The 16562-nt window shown below is 68.4% G+C and carries 14 protein-coding genes and 1 pseudogene; 11 read left to right on the top strand and 4 right to left on the bottom strand.

Annotated features, from left to right (window positions below; all coding sequences use genetic code 11):
* The first annotated feature begins 740 nt into the window (after positions 1 to 740).
* The 11 genes and pseudogenes from VM221_13275 to VM221_13225 all read left to right on the top strand — a co-directional run bounded on the left by VM221_13275 (position 741) and on the right by VM221_13225 (position 13579).
* Positions 741 to 2990, top strand: a complete 2250-nt coding sequence (locus tag VM221_13275) for a PBP1A family penicillin-binding protein (protein HUT75792.1) — start codon at positions 741 to 743, stop codon at positions 2988 to 2990.
* A 180-nt stretch (positions 2991 to 3170) separates the two neighbouring features.
* Positions 3171 to 3251, top strand: a pseudogene (locus VM221_13270) (3-hydroxyacyl-CoA dehydrogenase family protein).
* Positions 3252 to 3288: 37 nt separating this feature from the next.
* Positions 3289 to 3927: an enoyl-CoA hydratase-related protein gene (locus VM221_13265; protein HUT75791.1), complete on the top strand. Its 639-nt coding sequence runs from the start codon at positions 3289 to 3291 to the stop codon at positions 3925 to 3927.
* A gap of 44 nt (positions 3928 to 3971) precedes the next feature.
* Positions 3972 to 5123 (top strand): acyl-CoA dehydrogenase family protein, encoded by a 1152-nt coding sequence (locus VM221_13260; GenBank protein ID HUT75790.1) that lies wholly within the window; start codon positions 3972 to 3974, stop codon positions 5121 to 5123.
* A 47-nt stretch (positions 5124 to 5170) separates the two neighbouring features.
* Complete coding sequence (locus VM221_13255) at positions 5171 to 5956, top strand: electron transfer flavoprotein subunit beta/FixA family protein (GenBank protein HUT75789.1); 786 nt, start codon at positions 5171 to 5173, stop codon at positions 5954 to 5956.
* 104 nt (positions 5957 to 6060) lie between these two features.
* Positions 6061 to 7029, top strand: a complete 969-nt coding sequence (locus VM221_13250; protein ID HUT75788.1) for an electron transfer flavoprotein subunit alpha/FixB family protein — start codon at positions 6061 to 6063, stop codon at positions 7027 to 7029.
* A 14-nt stretch (positions 7030 to 7043) separates the two neighbouring features.
* Complete coding sequence (locus VM221_13245; GenBank protein ID HUT75787.1) at positions 7044 to 9038, top strand: (Fe-S)-binding protein; 1995 nt, start codon at positions 7044 to 7046, stop codon at positions 9036 to 9038.
* Positions 9039 to 9082: 44 nt separating this feature from the next.
* The gene (locus VM221_13240) at positions 9083 to 10888 is read left to right on the top strand and encodes a long-chain fatty acid--CoA ligase (GenBank protein ID HUT75786.1); all 1806 of its coding nucleotides are present in this window, start codon (positions 9083 to 9085) and stop codon (positions 10886 to 10888) included.
* Positions 10889 to 11000: 112 nt separating this feature from the next.
* Complete coding sequence (locus VM221_13235; protein ID HUT75785.1) at positions 11001 to 11795, top strand: MBL fold metallo-hydrolase; 795 nt, start codon at positions 11001 to 11003, stop codon at positions 11793 to 11795.
* A 368-nt stretch (positions 11796 to 12163) separates the two neighbouring features.
* Positions 12164 to 12352 (top strand): hypothetical protein, encoded by a 189-nt coding sequence (locus tag VM221_13230; protein HUT75784.1) that lies wholly within the window; start codon positions 12164 to 12166, stop codon positions 12350 to 12352.
* Between the two features lie 30 nt (positions 12353 to 12382).
* Positions 12383 to 13579, top strand: coding sequence for a hypothetical protein (locus VM221_13225; protein HUT75783.1), 1197 nt, complete (start codon positions 12383 to 12385; stop codon positions 13577 to 13579).
* A 16-nt stretch (positions 13580 to 13595) separates the two neighbouring features.
* Here the strand turns inward: VM221_13225 and VM221_13220 are convergent, their stop codons facing one another.
* From VM221_13220 to VM221_13205, 4 genes are all read right to left on the bottom strand, one after another.
* Positions 13596 to 14012: a DUF3465 domain-containing protein gene (locus VM221_13220; GenBank protein ID HUT75782.1), complete on the bottom strand. Its 417-nt coding sequence runs from the start codon at positions 14010 to 14012 to the stop codon at positions 13596 to 13598.
* Positions 14013 to 14075: 63 nt separating this feature from the next.
* On the bottom strand, positions 14076 to 14915 hold the full coding sequence (locus VM221_13215; protein HUT75781.1) for a CvpA family protein: 840 nt from the start codon (positions 14913 to 14915) through the stop codon (positions 14076 to 14078).
* 69 nt (positions 14916 to 14984) lie between these two features.
* Positions 14985 to 15155 (bottom strand): hypothetical protein, encoded by a 171-nt coding sequence (locus VM221_13210; GenBank protein HUT75780.1) that lies wholly within the window; start codon positions 15153 to 15155, stop codon positions 14985 to 14987.
* A 75-nt stretch (positions 15156 to 15230) separates the two neighbouring features.
* Positions 15231 to 16322: a hypothetical protein gene (locus VM221_13205; GenBank protein HUT75779.1), complete on the bottom strand. Its 1092-nt coding sequence runs from the start codon at positions 16320 to 16322 to the stop codon at positions 15231 to 15233.
* Positions 16323 to 16562 lie beyond the last annotated feature (240 nt).

The following is a 16562-nucleotide window of genomic DNA, read 5'->3' as shown; positions in this document are numbered from 1 at the left end:
CGCGCCTCGCGTGCGCGCCAAGAAACCATATCGTGACTGCAGATGAAGGGAACTGATCCGCTCCGCGAGACGCCTGGAGGTGCGCCGCGGGGCGCTGGTGGTCATGGCGGGGTGATCCGAGCCTGAGTCCTGCCTGCGCATGCACAAGCTACCGCGTCCTCGTGCCTACCGCCGTTTCTTCCCGGCACTGCATTTTGGGGAGCGTGTGGGGCCTTGACGCCTAAGGCCCTTCCCCCCAGCACGCTCCCCAACTTATATCTCCGGCCGTGGCGCGATGGGCGGGCGAGTTGCCGCCGGGCTGGCGCGGGTTGGGCCTGCCACTGCGGAGGCGCTGCTTGCCCCCGCCGGCCGTGCGGCTGTCGCGCGCGGATCGCGCACGATCTTGGGGAGCGTGATGGGGCCTTGATGCCAAGGCCCTCCCCCCCCCACGCTCCCCAAGTCCTTCTTCCGCGCCCCGCGCGTGTGTTCCAGATGTAGGCGTGCGCCCTGGCAACCGCAGTCAGACGCGGCCGGCCCAGCCGCTTCATGCTCCGCACCGCGCGGGTGTGACCGTTCTTGGTTGGGGTCGCCGGTTGTGTGCCCGAATGTGGCACCCCGACTCGTCGGGGTGAAGGGGGCGCACGCCGTGCGCCCCTACAGATTCTCGCGACCCCTCCCAACTTTCCGCTCACACCCCACCGCGCGAGGGGCTTGGTCGAAGGTGCAGCGTAGGGTATAATGGTGTGCGGGGAGAGACCGCCTTGCCCGCATCCGATAGGAAACTGCGACGACGACGCCTGTGGTGGCGTCTGATCACCATCGCCGCCCTGCTCATCACCGCGATGGCGGCCCTGCTTGCGGGGGTCGTGTCGGGGGTGTATTCGAGCATGACGGAGGTGCTCCCTCCCCCCGGTGACATCACCTCCTTCCGCCCCGCCGAGGGGGTGCGGGTCTATTCCGCGGACGGCGTCCTGCTGGGGCGGGTGGCGCGCGAGCACCGCCAGTTTCTGCCCATCACCGATATCCCATCGGACCTCCAGCTCGCTGCGATCGCGGTTGAGGACCGGCGCTTCTACCGGCACCACGGCGTGGATCCTCGCGGCGTGCTGGCGGCACTGCGCGACAACCTGCTGGGCGGACGCATCGTGCGCGGCGGCAGCACCATCACGCAGCAGCTCGCCCGCAACGTCTATCTCAGCCCCAAGCGCACGCTCGGGCGCAAGCTGCAGGAGATGATCCTCGCGCTGCAGATGGAGCGCACGTTCTCCAAGGAAGAGATCCTCGAACTCTACCTCAACCAGATCTACTACGGCAATGGCGCCTACGGCGTGCAGGTCGCGGCGGAGACGTATTTCGACCGCCCGGTGCGGGCGCTGAGCCTCTCGCAGTGCGCCCTGCTGGCGGGCCTCCCGCAGCGCCCGAACGATTATAACCCCTTCCTCAACCCGCAGGCGGCCAAGCACCGGCGCGACGAGGTGCTCGAGCGTTTGCGCGAGCAAAAGTACATCACGCCGGAGGAAGCGCAGCAGGCGCGCCGCCGCGGGCTGGGCCTGGGCCAACGCAAGCCGCCGCTGGGCATGACGCAGTACAAGGCCCCCTACTTCACGAGCTACGTCTTGCATCAACTGACGGCGGAACTGGGCGCGAACGTTATCTACCGCGGCGACCTGCGTGTGCACACCACTCTCGACTGGGAGATGCAGCAGGCGGCGGAGCGCGCGGTGCGCGCGGGAGTGACCAAGGCCAAGGGCCAGCGCGTGAGCGAGGGCGCGCTGGTGGCGCTGGACTGGAAGACGGGCGCGATCAAGGCGCTGGTCGGCGGGCTGGATTACCGCGCCGATCAATATAGCTGCGCTACCCAGGCGCGGCGCCAAGCGGGCTCCGCGTTCAAGCCCTTCGTCTACGCGACGGCCATGGACAGCGGCTTCACTCCGGACAGCACCATGGTGGACGGGCCGGTGACGTACAAAGGCGCTGGCGGCAAGCCCTGGAGCCCCAAGAACGCCGACCGCAGGTATCGCGGCCGCATCACCCTGCGCCACGCGCTCGTGCACTCGATCAATGTGGTGGCGGTCAAGCTGCTCGACGAAGTCGGCGTCCCCAAGGTGATTGACTACGCTCACCGCATGGGAATACGGGATCGGCTGGACCCGTACCTCTCGCTGGCGCTGGGCACCTCCGGCGTCACCGCCCTCGACATGGCCTCCGCCTTCGGCGTCTTCGCCAACGGCGGGCAGTATGTGGCGCCGCGGCCGGTGGATCGCATCGCCGACCGCAATGACAGCGTCGTCAGCTCCTATCGTCCCCGCACGCGCCCGGCGCTCGCGCCGGCGACGGCGCACGTCATGGACGACATGCTGCGAGACGTGGTCACCCGCGGCACCGGCTACAGGGCGCGCATCGCATGGCCGGCGGCGGGCAAGACGGGCACCGCCAGCGACTACAAGGATGCCTGGTTCATCGGCTACACCGACAAGCTGGTGTGCGCCGTCTGGGTGGGCAACCGCGACAGCACCCCCATGCGCCGCGTGTTCGGGGGTACCGTGCCTGCCTCCATCTGGAAGGATTTCATGACCGCCGCCATGAAAATCGCGGACCAGCGCGACGCGGGCGCGTCGGCGACGCCGGAGCAGCGCCCCGCGCGCCCCACCACGGTCACGCCAGAGCCGCCGGAGCGGCGCGCGCCGTCGCCGTTGCGGGTTACAGTGTGCGTAGATTCCGGCAAGCTCGCCCGGCCCGAATGCCCCAACACGCGGGTCGTGCAGTACTCGCCCGCCGAGCGGGCGTCCGCCCCGCGCACGTTGTGCGACATTCACGGCCCCACTGCCGGCGGGGCGCCGGAGGCCGGCCGCACTATCACCCTGAGCGTGTGCGCCGAGTCCGGCAAACTCGCCACCGAATACTGTCCCCAGGTGATCAACAAGCGTTTTGCGCCAGCCGACGCCCCCTCGGCCACTTGCGACGTGCACCTGCCGCCGCGCTCGCCGGACGGCGACGCCACCTTGTGGTGAGGGCGCCGCGTGACACCGCCATGCGGCGCGGCCGCTGCTTGCGGCAGGTTCTCACCGCCAGCGCACAGAACTCCTACCCCCGGAACTCCCAAGAGACCGCCCGCAAGCCGGGGACCGGCATCGCTGGAGGCGGCATGCACATCTACCAGGCGGGGGTGGTGGGCGCACGCGCGATGAGCGCGGCCGGCGCCGATGCTCAAGCGCATGGTGGCGGCCGGCCGCCTCGGTCAGAAGACGGGCCGGGGGTTCTTCACCCACTAGGCCCGCCGACGCGACGCGATTCGCCTGGCAGGACATCATGACCGAATTCAAGTATGTCAGCTTGACCGTCGAGGACGGCGTCGCCACCATCATGGTGGACCATCCCCCGGTCAACTCGCTGTCGGCGGAGGTGATCCGCGAGCTGCGCGAAGTCGTAGCCCGCATCAAGGCCGACCGCGCGGTCAAGGCCGCGATCATCACCGGAGCCGGGAGGTTCTTCATCGCGGGCGCTGACCTGCGCGAGATCGCCGGCATCGCCGACGCCCGTCAGGGCGCCGAGTTGGCCCGGCAGGGGGAGCGCCTGTTGCGCGACATCGAGCTGCTGGAGGTTCCCGTCATCGCCGCCATCAACGGCACCTGCCTCGGTGGGGGCACCGAGCTCGCGCTCGCCTGTCACCTGCGCATCGCCGGCGAGCGCTCCCAGATCGGCCAGCCCGAGGTCAACCTCGGCATCATCCCCGGCTTCGGCGGCACCCAGCGGCTGCCGCGGGTGGTGGGGAGCGCCCGGGCGCTGGAGATGATCCTGACCGGCGATCCCATCACCGGTGCCGAGGCCAAGGCGGCGGGCCTGGCGCTGGAGAACCGCCTCTTCGGCGAGATCTGCGAGACGCGGGACATGCGCGAGGGTGTCGGCGCCTTCCTCGAGAAGCGCCGGCCGAAGTTCACCGATCAGTAGGGCGCGCCCGCCTTGCGGCCGCGCGTTCACTCCAGGAGGGACGAATGGATTTCGACCTGTCGGAACATGACATGCTGCGCGAGGTCACGCGCGGGTTCGTACAAAACGAGGTCAAGCCGCTCGCGCGGCGCATTGACGAGGAGGAGCAAATCCCCCGGGAGCTGCTGGAGAAGATGGCGGAGCAGGGCTACTTCGGCCTCCCCTTCCCGGAGGCGGTCGGGGGCGTGGGCGCGGGCGAGATCGGCTACTGCGTGGTGCTGGAGGAGTTCGCGCGGGCCTCGGCCTCGGTGACGGTGATGCTGTCGGCGCACACCTCCATCGGCGCCATGCCCATCTACCTGGACGGCACCGAGGAGCAGAAACGCAAGTACCTGCCCGACCTGTGCAGCGGCAACAAGATTGCCGCCTTCGCCCTCACCGAACCGGGCGCGGGGTCGGACGCCGCCGGGATCTCGACGGCGGCGGTGCGCGATGGCGATGACTTCGTCCTCAACGGCTCCAAGCTCTACATCACCAATGGCGATATCGCCGACGTCATCTGCGTCTTCGCGGCCACCAACAAGTCGCGCGGGGTGCGCGGCGGCATCACCGCCTTCATCATCGAAGGCGACATGCCGGGCTTGTCGCGCGGACCCAAGGAGAAGAAGATGGGGATCCGCGGCTCCGGCACCTGCGAGCTGTTCTTCAAGGACCTGCGCGTGCCCAAGGACAACGTCATCGGCAGGGTGGGGATGGGCTTCTTGACCGCGATGAAGACCCTGGACGTCGGGCGCCTGAGCCTGGGCGCGGCCTGCACCGGCGCCGCCAAGGAGATGATTGATCTCAGCATCGCCCACGCCGCGCAGCGCGTGCAGTTCGGCGAGCCCATCATCCGCAAGCAGGGCATTCAGTGGATGCTGGCGGACATGGCCGCCGACGCCTTCGCCATGGAGAGCATGACCTATCGCGGGGCGTGGATGTACGACCAGGGGATGAAGATCACCCGCGACGCCGCCATCATCAAGCTCTTCTGCTCGGACGCGCTCGACCGGGTGGTGGACAAGGCGGTGCAGATCCACGGCGGCATGGGCTACATGCGGGACTATCCGATCGAGATGTTCTATCGCGATTCGCGCATCAACCGCATCTTCGAGGGCACCAACGAGGTGCAGCGCATGGTCATCGCCGGCAGCCTGACCCGCCAGGGGCGGTTCTGACCGCGCCCCCATGCGGACCCCATCAGTGAGACGAGGAGCCGAGAGTGATGAACGTCATCGTCTGCGTCAAGCAGGTCCCCGACACCGCGGCGGAGATCACGCCCACCGGCAACGGAGCCGCCATTGACACCCAGGACCTGGCGTGGGTCGTCAATCCCTATGACGAGTACGCGCTGGAGGAGGCGCTGCGCATCCGCGAGCGCGAGGGCGGCGCCGTCACCGCCATCTGCATGGGCTCCGAGGGCGCGGCGACGGCCCTGCGCACCGCCGCCGCCATGGGGGCCGATGACATCGTCCATCTGACCGACCCGGCGTTCGCGGGCGCCGACCCCCATGCCGCCGCGGCGGTGCTGGCGGCGGCGATCAAGGGCCGCGATTACGATTTGATCTGGTGCGGCAAGCTGGCGGTGGATGACGCCTACGGCTACGTGGGCGCGGCGCTGGCCGAAGCGCTCGGCCTGCCGCACATCGCGGCCGTGGTCAGGGTCGAGATCGCGGAGGGCAAGGTCATCGCCCGGCGCGAGACCGAGGCGGGCACGGCGGTGGTGCGCTGCCCGCTGCCGGCGGTGCTCACCGCCGACAAGGGGCTCAACGAGCCGCGCTACCCCAAGGCCATAGACATCATGAAGGCCAAGCGCAAAGAGGTGCAGACGATGGACGCGGCCGCCGTCGGCGTCAGCGCGGAGACCATAGGCGCGGCCCGCGCGGCGACGCGCATCGTCAAGTTCGAGCTGCCCCCGGCGCGCGGCGGCGGGACGGTGATCGAAGCGCCGGTGGCGGAGGCGGTGGCACGGCTGGTGCAGGCCCTGCGCGACGAAGCGAAGGTGCTGTGACGGGGAAGCCTTGCGACAGCGCGCACGGGACACACAGAGGGATCATCGTCTGGACTTCGCCCGGCGTCCGCCGTGGTTGAGACTGGGCGCAGAAAGGGATCGTTGTGGCTGACGAGATACTGGTAGTGACGGAGCTCGCCGACGGCGCCCTGCGCCCGGTGAGCCTGGAGCTGGTGAGCGAGGCCCGGCGTCTGGCCGATGCGCGCGGCGGCGCGGTGGTGGCGGCGGTGGTGGGTGACGCCGAGGCGCACGCGCCGGCGTTGGCCGCCTACGGGGCCGACCGCATCTACGGCCTCACGGGCGCGGCGCGCGCCCCGGTGTCGGCGCTCGAGGCGCTGGCGCGCGAGATCCAACCGGAGAGCATTCTGGCGCCCGCGACCGCGATCGGCAGCGACCTGGCGGCGGCCCTGGCGGCACGCCTGGGTGCGGGGCTGGCCCCCAATTGCATCTCGGTGGCGGCCGACGCGCCGACGCAGAAGCGCCCGATGTACGCGGGCAAGGTCATCGCCACCGTCGCCATCGAGACCCGCCCGCGCATCATCACCGCGCGCCCCCGCGCGTTCGCCCTGGGCGCGTCCGATGGGTCGCGCCTGGCGGAGGTCATCACCATGCCCGCCCCCGGACCGGCGCCGACGGAGGCGGTGGTCGAGCTGCTGGAGCTGATCAAGCCTGAGCGCCAGGAGCTCGATGTCGCGGAGGCGGAGGTGGTGGTGTCCGGGGGCCGCGGGCTGGGCGGGCCGGACGCCTTCGCCATGCTGCGAGAGCTGGCGGAGCTGCTCAATGCGGCGGTGGGCGCCTCGCGCGCGGCGGTGGACGCGGGGTGGATGCCCCACGCCCATCAGGTGGGGCAGACGGGCAAGGTGGTGTCGCCGCGGCTCTACCTGGCGTGCGGCATCTCCGGCGCCATCCAGCACCTGGCGGGGATGCGGTCGTCCCAGGTCATCGTCGCCATCAACCAGGACCCCGAGGCTCCCATCTTCGCCAAGTGCGACTACGGCATCGTCGGCGACGTGTTCGAAGTCGTGCCCGCCCTGACTGCGGAGCTCAAGCGCGCCGGGGTGGGAGGAACGTAGCCGCGGATGAGCGCATGTACCCGATAGCGAAATCGGTTATCTTCACGCTGCTGTTAATCGCCGCGGTGGTCATCTTCGCCGCCAACTGCCTGCGCCTCTATCGCGCGATGCGGTTGGGTCAGCCCGAGAATCGGCGCGGGAGCGTGGTGCGGCGTATCGGCCACCTGCTGTACTACGGCTTCCTGCAGCGCCGCGTTATCGCGGCCGGCGGCAGCGCGCATCACGTCTTCATCTTCTGGGGCTTCCTCGTCCTCATGCTCGGTAACCTGGCTTTCATCGCCGGGGGGATTCACCCGCGACTGGGGTTCGATCTCCTCGGCCCGACGGCGGCGGGGGTATTGCGGGCGAGCCAGGACATCATGGCGCTAGTGGTACTTTTCGCCATCAACTACGCCGTCTTTCGCCGCTGGGTGCTGCGGCCCCGGCACATCGAGCCGCTCAGCCCCGACGCCTTCATCATCATCGGCCTCATCGGCGTGCTGATGGTTGCCATGCTGCTGGCCACGGGCATCGAGATGGCGACTGGGCAACTGTCATACTCGCGGTGGACCCCTGGCGCGAATACAATTGGCTGGCTGACCTTTAGCTACACGGGGTTGGGCGTGTGGCATGAGGCCCTGTGGTGGCTGCACGCGGTGGTGCTGCTGTTCTTCCTCAACTACCTCCCCTATTCCAAGCACCTGCATATCCTCGCCGCATTGCCCAACGTCTATCTGCGCCGCCGCGGATTCGTGACCGACCTGGCGCGGCTGGACTTCGAGAACTCAGAGGTTTTCGGCGTCGCCAAGGTCACCGATTTCACCTGGAAGCAGCTCCTCGACGGCTATGCTTGCACCCAGTGCGGGCGCTGCGACAACAACTGCCCCGCGTGGAACACCGATAAGCCCTTGTCGCCCAAGCACATCATCGCCGACGCGAAGGACAACCTGCGGCGCAACGCCCCGGCCCTGCTCGCGGGGCGGCGGTGGCGTGACTTCTCGCCCGCGCCGGCGCAGGCGGAGATGTGCGAGCCGCTGATCGGCTTCAAGCAGATCACCCCCGACGCGCTGTGGGCGTGCACCACCTGCGGAGCGTGCATGGAGCAGTGCCCGGTGTTCATCGAGCACGTGCCCAAGATCGTGGACCTGCGGCGCTCGCTGGTGATGATGGAATCGCAATTCCCGGCGGAGCTGACCAACTTCTTCAAGGAGATCGAAACCAACGGCAACCCCTACGCCATGCCCGCCGGCGGACGCACGAAATGGGCGCAGGGGCTGGAGGTGCCGCTGCTGCGCGACCGCCCTGACGCCGAGTATCTCTACTGGGTGGGATGCGCGGGGGCGTTTGACGATCGCAACCGTCCGGCGAGCCAGGCGCTGGTGCGCTGCCTGCAGGCGGCGGGGGTGTCGTTCGCCATCCTGGGGGCGGAGGAGCCCTGCTGCGGCGATGCGGTGCGGCGGCTGGGCAACGAGTACCTGTTCGAGGCGATCGCGCGCGCCAACGTCGAGCTCCTCAACGGCTGCGGGGTGAAGAAGATCGTCGTCACCTGCCCGCACGGGTTGAACGTGCTCAAGCACGAGTACCCGTCGTTCGGCGGACACTACCAGGTGGTGCACCACAGCGAGCTGCTGGCGGAGCTGCTGGCCGCCGGGCGTTTGCCGGCGCGGCCCGACGGGCGCGCGCGCATGACGCTGCACGATTCGTGCTACCTGGGGCGCTACAACGGGATCTATGATGCGCCGCGCGCGGCGCTGCGGCGGTCGGGGGCGCAGATCGTCGAGATGCCGCGGCGGCGGCGCACCAGCTTCTGCTGCGGCGCTGGCGGCGGGCGCATGTGGATGGAGGAAACCCTGGGGCGGCGCATCAACGCCGAGCGCACCGCGGAGGCCCTGCGCACCGGCGCCCCGACGATCGCGGTGGCGTGCCCCTTCTGCCTGACCATGCTCGACGACGGCGTCAAGGACGCCGGCGCCGACGGGGTGGTGGTGCGCGATATCGCGCAGGTGATCGCCGAAACCATCGCCGGCTGAGAGCTTGCGCCACAACGGGAATCCGCTTCGCGAGGAGCGGCGCCATGACCGGACAGCCGATGACCATTCCCGAGGTCTTTCGCGCGCAGGTGGCGCGCTACGGCGAGCGCGCCGCGCTCCGGTATAAGCGTGGCGGGGTTTATGACGACATCTCGTGGACCGAGTACGGGCGGCGGGTGCGCGAGCTGGCGCTGGGGCTGATCGCGCTCGGCCTGGAACCGCAACGGCAGGTCGCGCTACTCAGCGAGAACCGCCCGGAGTGGGTAGTCGCCGACCTTGCGATCCTGTCAGTCGGTGCGGTTACCGTTCCCATCTACGTCACGCTGACGCCGAAGCAGGTGGAGCACATCCTCGCCGATTCGCAGGCGCGCGTCGCCATCGTCTCCGGTTCCGAGCAACTGCGGAAGGTGCTGGCGGTCAAGGGCAGCCTGCCACGCCTCGCGCACATTATCTGCTGTGAGCCTCCTCAGCCGCGCCCCGATCCGATGGTGTTCTCACTGGCGGAAGTGATGGCGGAGGGCGCCGAGTGGGAGCGCACGCGCGGCGCCGCGGCCCTGGAGCAACGGGCGGCTGGGCTGCGCTCCGACGACCTCGCCAGCATCATCTACACCTCCGGCACCACCGGTGAGCCCAAGGGGGTCATGCTCACCCACGACAACTTCCTATCCAACGCGCGGGCGTGCCTGGCGGTGCTGCCCGTCGGCCAAAGCGATGAGCTGCTCAACGTCCTGCCGCTGAGCCATATCTTCGCCCGCACCTGCGATCATTACATGATGATGACGGCGGGGGCGACCGTTTCCTTCGCGCAGACGGCGGAGTCGGTGGCGGAGAACATGGTGGAGGTGCGGCCGACGATCATGACCGCGGTGCCGCGGCTGTACGAGAAGCTCCACGCGCGGGTGATGGAGATGGTGGCGCAGACCACGGGCGCGAAACGCGCGATCTTCGAGTGGGCGCTGGGCGTGGGGGCGGCGCGCATGACGGCGCGGCGCCAGGGGCGCCGCCTCTCCCCCTGGCTCCGGCTCGAGTGCGCCGTGGCCGGCAGGCTCGTGTTCACCAAGCTGCGGGAGCGCCTGGGGGGACGCCTGCGCTTCTTCATCTCCGGGGGGGCGCCGCTGTCGCGCGAGATCGCCGAGTTCTTCGGCGGCGCCGGCATCATCATTTGCGAGGGCTACGGCCTCACCGAGAGCTCGCCCGTGATCTGCGTCAACCCTATACCCGCGGTCAGGTACGGCACCGTCGGCCCGCCGATCCCCGGGGTCGAGGTGCGCATCGCCGACGACGGCGAGATCCTCACCCGCGGGCCCCATGTCATGCAGGGGTATTTCGGGCGGGAGGCGGAGACCGCGCGCACCATCGCTGGCGGCTGGCTGCACACCGGCGACATCGGTTTTCTCGATGAAGCAGGCTACCTCACCATCACCGATCGCAAGAAGGATATTATCGTCACCGCCGCAGGCAAGAACGTCGCCCCGCAGCTCATCGAGAACGCGCTCCAGACCGACCCCTTCATCAGCCAGGTCGTCGTCCACGGCGACCGCCGCAAGTTCCTGAGCGCGCTCATCGTGCCCGACTTCGAGCGCCTGGAGCCGTGGGCGCGGGAGCAGGGGCTGAGCTTCGCCTCGCGCGCCGAGCTGGTGGGGCGGCCCGAGGTGCGCGCATTGATAGAGCAACGGAGCGCAGACCGGCTGCGCGACCTCGCGCGCCACGAACAGATCCGCCGCTTCACCCTGCTCGACCGCGAATTCACCATCGCTGCCGGCGAGGTCACTCCCAGCCTCAAGCTCAAACGCCGGATCATCGCCGAGCGCTACCGCGCGCTGATCGAGGACCTATATCGGGAGCGGTGACGAGGAGTAATCCGCGCACTCGTGCGCCGACGGTGCATTGCGCGGATGGGACCGGAATTGGGGACCGCCCGGCATGTGATGTGATCGGCAATAAGGCCTGTGGGAGGAGATTATGACGACGGACATCTGTGAACACCCGTGGAAGCACGCGGTCACACCGTTCCGAATCGCGGGCGAGCTCTACTACGTGGGCAACCGCGACGTGTCATGCCACCTGATAGACACCGGCGAAGGGCTGGTGCTGCTGGACACCGGCTTCCCACAGACCGTCTATCTGTTGACCGAGAGCATACGTCGGCTGGGGTTTGACCCGGATGACATCGCTTGGATCTTGCACCTGCATGCGCACTACGACCACTGCGGCGGGACCCCAGCGCTGGCGGAGCTTACCGGCGCCCGCACCGCGCTGGGGCAGGCGGACGTCACCATCATTCGCGATCATCCCGAGCTGACGTGGACGCCGGAATACGGAACGGAGTGGCACGAAGGATTCGACGTTGACCGGCCGCTTGACGACGGTGACGTGATCACCATCGGGAACACCGATATCCGCTGTATCCACTCTCCCGGCCACACTCCGGGCACGATGTCGTATTTCTTCTCCGTCGAGGAGAGCGGGCGGGCGTGGCGCGTCGGCATACACGGCGGTCCGGGAGTCAATACCCTCACCGATGAGTACATGCGGAAACACAACCTGCCGAGCAGCCGCCGGGACGACTACCTCCGTACTTTGTTTCGCCTCAGGGAGCAAACGGTTGACATCTGCATCGGCGCGCATCCGGGCCAGAATCAGACGTTCGACCGGCAGGCAGCCAAGACCGAGGACCATAATCCCTTCATCGATCCCGGTTCCTGGCGGGCATTCCTGGATCAGCTCGATGCGCGGGCCCGGATGCAGTGGCGATAGCCCCCGCCCCTGCGCCCTGCTCGACCGTGGGTTCACAGTGGCGACCGGCGAGGTCACCCCCAGCCTCAAGCTCAAGCGCCAGATCATCGCCGAGCGCTACCGCGACCTCATCGAGGAGATGTACCAAGAGAAGTGAGCGGCCGCGTCTAATCACGGCCGAGGGCCCCGACGAATGGCTAGGGCCGCCTGATCGGCCCGCCACGTCCCTAGGTCAGAGACCGGGATGGCGGCCTTTAGGCCTAGCCAGCGGCCCGAAGGGCCTAGCCATCGGGATTCGGAAATGGCTGCGCCACCCCCCCCTGAATCCTCAAGCGACGCCTCCCGCCTGCCGATACTTTGACTGGCGCCATCACGCCCCGGAGACGCTCATGTCCAGTCCCAGCCCTGCCCGCCCCGAGGCCTATGTCCTGTCGCTGCTGAGCGAGGGTAAGTTCGATATCGCGCTGGAGGTGATCGCCGAGCTCGGCAGCCCCGAGCTGTATTGGCCGGATTTCCACAATCACGCGCAGCGCCTGGCGGCGGCGAGAGGCCGCTGGGCGCCGGCACGGGCAGAATGATTCCTGCAGTCGGCGGCGAAGACGGTTCACGTGTGGGGGGATCTGTTCGAGGTCCAAGCGTGGTCATCCCGTGGCGCCGCCCGCCAGAAGCGGATCGTCGCCGTGTGGGCGCTGCTGTGTGTGTTGGTGGTCGCGGCCCTGTACTGGCCGATCATATTCACCGGTTTTCGCATCCCCGATCACGACGAACGGCTGATCATCAACGCGGTGCGCCCGCACGGTCTGCTCGGTGCGCGCCACTACTTCGAATCATCCTTCTGGGGGCGCACGATCAGCCCCACTTACGTGTACTACCGCCCCATCGCCCTCACCTCGCACGCGATTGATTACTGCTTATGGGGGGAGAATCCCCACCCCTCCCACGCCGTCAACCTCGCGCTGCACGCGATAGCGGTGTTGCTGTTGGGGTGGCTGGTGGCCCTGCTGGCGGGCAACTGGCTGCCGGGGATGATGGCGGGTGCGCTTTACGCCGTGCTGCCCACGCACGCCGAGCCGGTGGCGTGGATCGCCGCGCGCATGGACCTGCTCTGCGGGATGTTCACGTTGGCCGCGATGATCGCTCTCATGCTGGCGCACCAACGGCGGGCATGGTCGCTGGTCGCGACGGGCGCGCTGCTTTTCCTGCTGGCGGTGGGGTCCAAGGAGACGGGCGGGGCGCTGGTGGCGGTGGTCTTGGCGTGGGCGCTGACTACGCGACGTGGGACGCGCCGGTTGGCGCTGTGCGCGGCAGCGATCGTGGGGGCGCTGGCCGTGGGCTATATAGCTTTTCGCCACTTCTCGGGCACCATCGTTGCACCCCCCCAGCGTCACCCGTTCCGCCACCTCGGCATGCGTCTGCACGGCTACTACCTCTCGCGCCCGCTGGCCCGGCTGTGGGAGGCGATCCAGCTGCGCAGCCTGGGGTGGGCGGACGGGCTGGGGCTGGCGCGCGGCGTCGGCGCTGGAGTGCTGCTGATGGGCTCTCTGTCGGCGGCGCTGGTGATGCTGACATGGCGCATCGCCTTCTATCTGCCGGCGCTGATCTTCGTCCAGGCCGATGATCGCTACCTCTACGCCCCCGAGATGGGGTCGGCCGCCCTCATCGGGATAGTCCTATGGCAGGCGGCGCGGTGGCTCAGGCGCTGCCGGGAGGGCTTGCAGTGGCTTGCCATTGGCGCATACGCCTGGCTGGTCATCGCCCAGGCGGCGGCGCTGCGTCAGGCCCTGCTGCCGTGGCAGGCGTTCTGATGCCCGGCGGCTACCATTAGTGATACGTACGCCCCACGCGCGAGAGGCGAATCCACCCGCTCGGACGCCGCGGCCGAGAGTGGGTGTTGTGCAGCAACCCGCCCTCGTTATTCCACTCGTACTGCCCGCGCACCGTGACCGCGTCGCCCGCGCGCACCGGTGCGCGGGGCGCCAGCTCCAGGTTATGCGAGACTAGCAGCGTCTGGCCGCGCGCGGTGCGCAGGATGAAGCGCTGGTGACGCGGGGAGCGGGTGTCGTCGTCGAGGATGCGCGCGACCACGCCAGGGACGGTGAGCACGATCCCCGAGGTCCGCAGCGCGAAGGCGCGCTCGGCAGCGCGGGCGCCGTCAGGCCGGCGGGCGCACAGCGCCCAGAGGCCGGCGACCGCCAGCGCGAGGCCGAGGCATGTCCATGTCCATGTCCGACGCTTCACTGTCGCTCCTGGGGGCGGTGACGTGGCTAGGCGCAGAGCGCCGCCATCCCGGCCCGAAGGGGCCTAGGGACCGGTGAAGACATTGCCGTCCACCGGGCAGGGGCTAAGCGGATAGACCCAGTCGGGGTTGGTCCAGATGCCGCAGTTGAGCTTGACGCCTTGGCGGGCGACCAGCACCGGGCACTGGCCGTAGATGGCGTGCATGCCCTGGAACGTCTGGCAGCCGTCGCTGGTGCGGCCGCAGCGGAGGCAGACGAACTTGGGGGCGATGCGGCTGCCCTTGACGCGCCGGTAGCCGAGGAAGCGCACGGGGCCGCGGCACTTGATGCACGTCGCCCCCTCCAGCCGCGCGAAGTTGAGGCGCATGAACTGGGGGCCGTAGCGCATGGGGACCAGCTCTTGCTCGTAGCGCGGGGGGAGCAGCACCAGCTTGGGGATGGGTAGGCCCACCCGGTCCATCGCCACGTGCAGTTCCGGCACCAGCTCGACGAAGGGCTCGGCCAGCGCAGCGCGCTCGATCGGGCGCGCGCTGCCGGTGACGGCGGCGGACAGCAGCAGGAGCACGCTTACCAGCACGCTGCCAATCACCGCCCCGGCGGCCCCGCCGCCGACGTGGTCGAGCAGGGGCCACAGCGGTCGCCGCTCGGCGATGTGGCCGAAGAGGTAGCCGACGCCGACGGCGATCGCTACCGCGGCGACGATGAACCCCACGAGATCGCGCACCAGCGGCGGGAAACCGATGAAACCCAGCACCGCCGCCGGCGCCGGATAGACCAGAGAACCGAGCCCCAGGGCGAGAAACAGCGCGGCCAGATCGCCCAGGCCGCGCAGCAAGCCGCGCGTCACCGCGTAGTAGATGTTGACGCCGAGGATGACGATGATGAACAGGTCAACCTGGTTCATGGGGAACGCCTAGCGGCGTACACGCACCCGCGGCCAGCCGGCGGGGCAACGCGTCCTCCTGCCCGCTTCCTATTGCCTGCTGACGCGGCCGATGCGGCGCACCGCCACCCAGATCATGGCGGCAAGCGCGGCGACCAGCACCAGCCGGTACCACCCCGGGCGATAGCCGAATATCCACGGCCACAGGCTGACCAGGGCCAGGAGGATGAGCACCCATTCGATGATCTCGCCGCGTTTCATCCGCTTGACGGTGGAGGTTTCGCGCGCTGGCCGCTCGTTCCTGCCGAGCCGCGGCGTCCGCGACGTCGGGCGACTTCACTCATGCCAGTGCCCCTCTCTCAAGACGCACGCCACCACGCCATCCTCGGGATCAAGCAACAACCGATGGAAGACCTTATCGAGCCTCCCTCCCGCTGTCCTGGCGAACGGCTTCTTCACCCGCCCCATCAGGTAACTGAGAAGCTGCACGTTCTCCGCTCCGGCCCGCAGGTAATCATAGACGTGTCTGCCACAGTATACTCCTCCCGTGGCCGAGATCGCCAGTCCCGGGAGCCGTTCCCGGATGCTCCTTATCTGGGCCAGATTCCTCTGCCTCAGCTCCTCGCCTCCGTGTCCTGACTGGAACTGGGGCTTGTAGATTCGGTTGGCCACAACCACCCCGTCTGCTCCTCCTGCCGCCGCTGCTTCAGCCATCCGAAGCTGAAACTCCCGGTCCCAGTCCAGGTTCAGCAGCTTGGGAACCACGCGGAGCTCTGGAGAGACGGATTTGATGAACCCGGTGCAACTGCGATACCAGCGAAGGATGTTCTCCTGGTCTTCTGTGTAGCTGTCTCCCGAAAGGAAAGGACAGAAGTCAATCTCGAGGTGCCGATAGCCGGCTTGGAGGAGAAGGCTTGCCGTATGGCCCCACTCATCCTCGAGGAAATCGTGGCCCGGAAGCGGCAGGTGGCAGAGAAACGAGGCGAAGCAGTGGAAGCCCGCCGAGCCCACCAGCCGCTTCGCGTCCCTGGCAAACTCTAGGTACTCGGCAAGCGGCCTGGCATCAAGGCGGCCGTCCCAGTGGATGATCGGCCGCGCCCCCTCGATATCATCAGGCTCGTAGACAGTACGCACATAGGTGGGCTGCTTCCTTTGGGCAATCATGGCGCAGCCGCCTGCTGCGTCTTCGCCCACCACCGACTTCAGCACGGCTCCCGCGTAGCCGGCCCGCACGATCGCCTTGATCTGGGACAGGCTGACGGTCATGGAACCGGGGGCGACGAGAAGAGGATTGCGGAGCGCCAGCCCTTGATACCTGGCGGCAACCGAGAGGCCGAACTCGTTCTCGATCAGCCCCTCCGGGGTCTCAGGCCACGGCTCTTGTCCGAGCTGTTCGTGCAGTTCCGATAGACGCTTCAGCCGGTTCAAGGGTCTTCCTCCCCCTGTGGCAAGTCGCCTCGTCTCACGCCTGCCCGATGATCCGGACGAAGGCGCCAGGCGAGGCAATCCGCACGCCCCGGTATTCGTCCAGCGCGAGCAAATCTGGCCCCGAAAAACGGACACCAAGTTAGGTTGTCCTGGCCCTGGATTGCATCTCGAAAGCGACCAGGGCCAGGAGGATGAGCACCCATTCGATGATCTCGCCGCGTTTCATCCGCTTGACGGTGG

The sequence above is a fragment of the Armatimonadota bacterium genome, from assembly GCA_035527535.1.
Taxonomy (GTDB): domain Bacteria; phylum Armatimonadota; class Hebobacteria.
The sequence above is the reverse complement of the archived record's forward strand: the minus strand, read 5'-3'. Positions and strand labels throughout refer to the sequence as shown.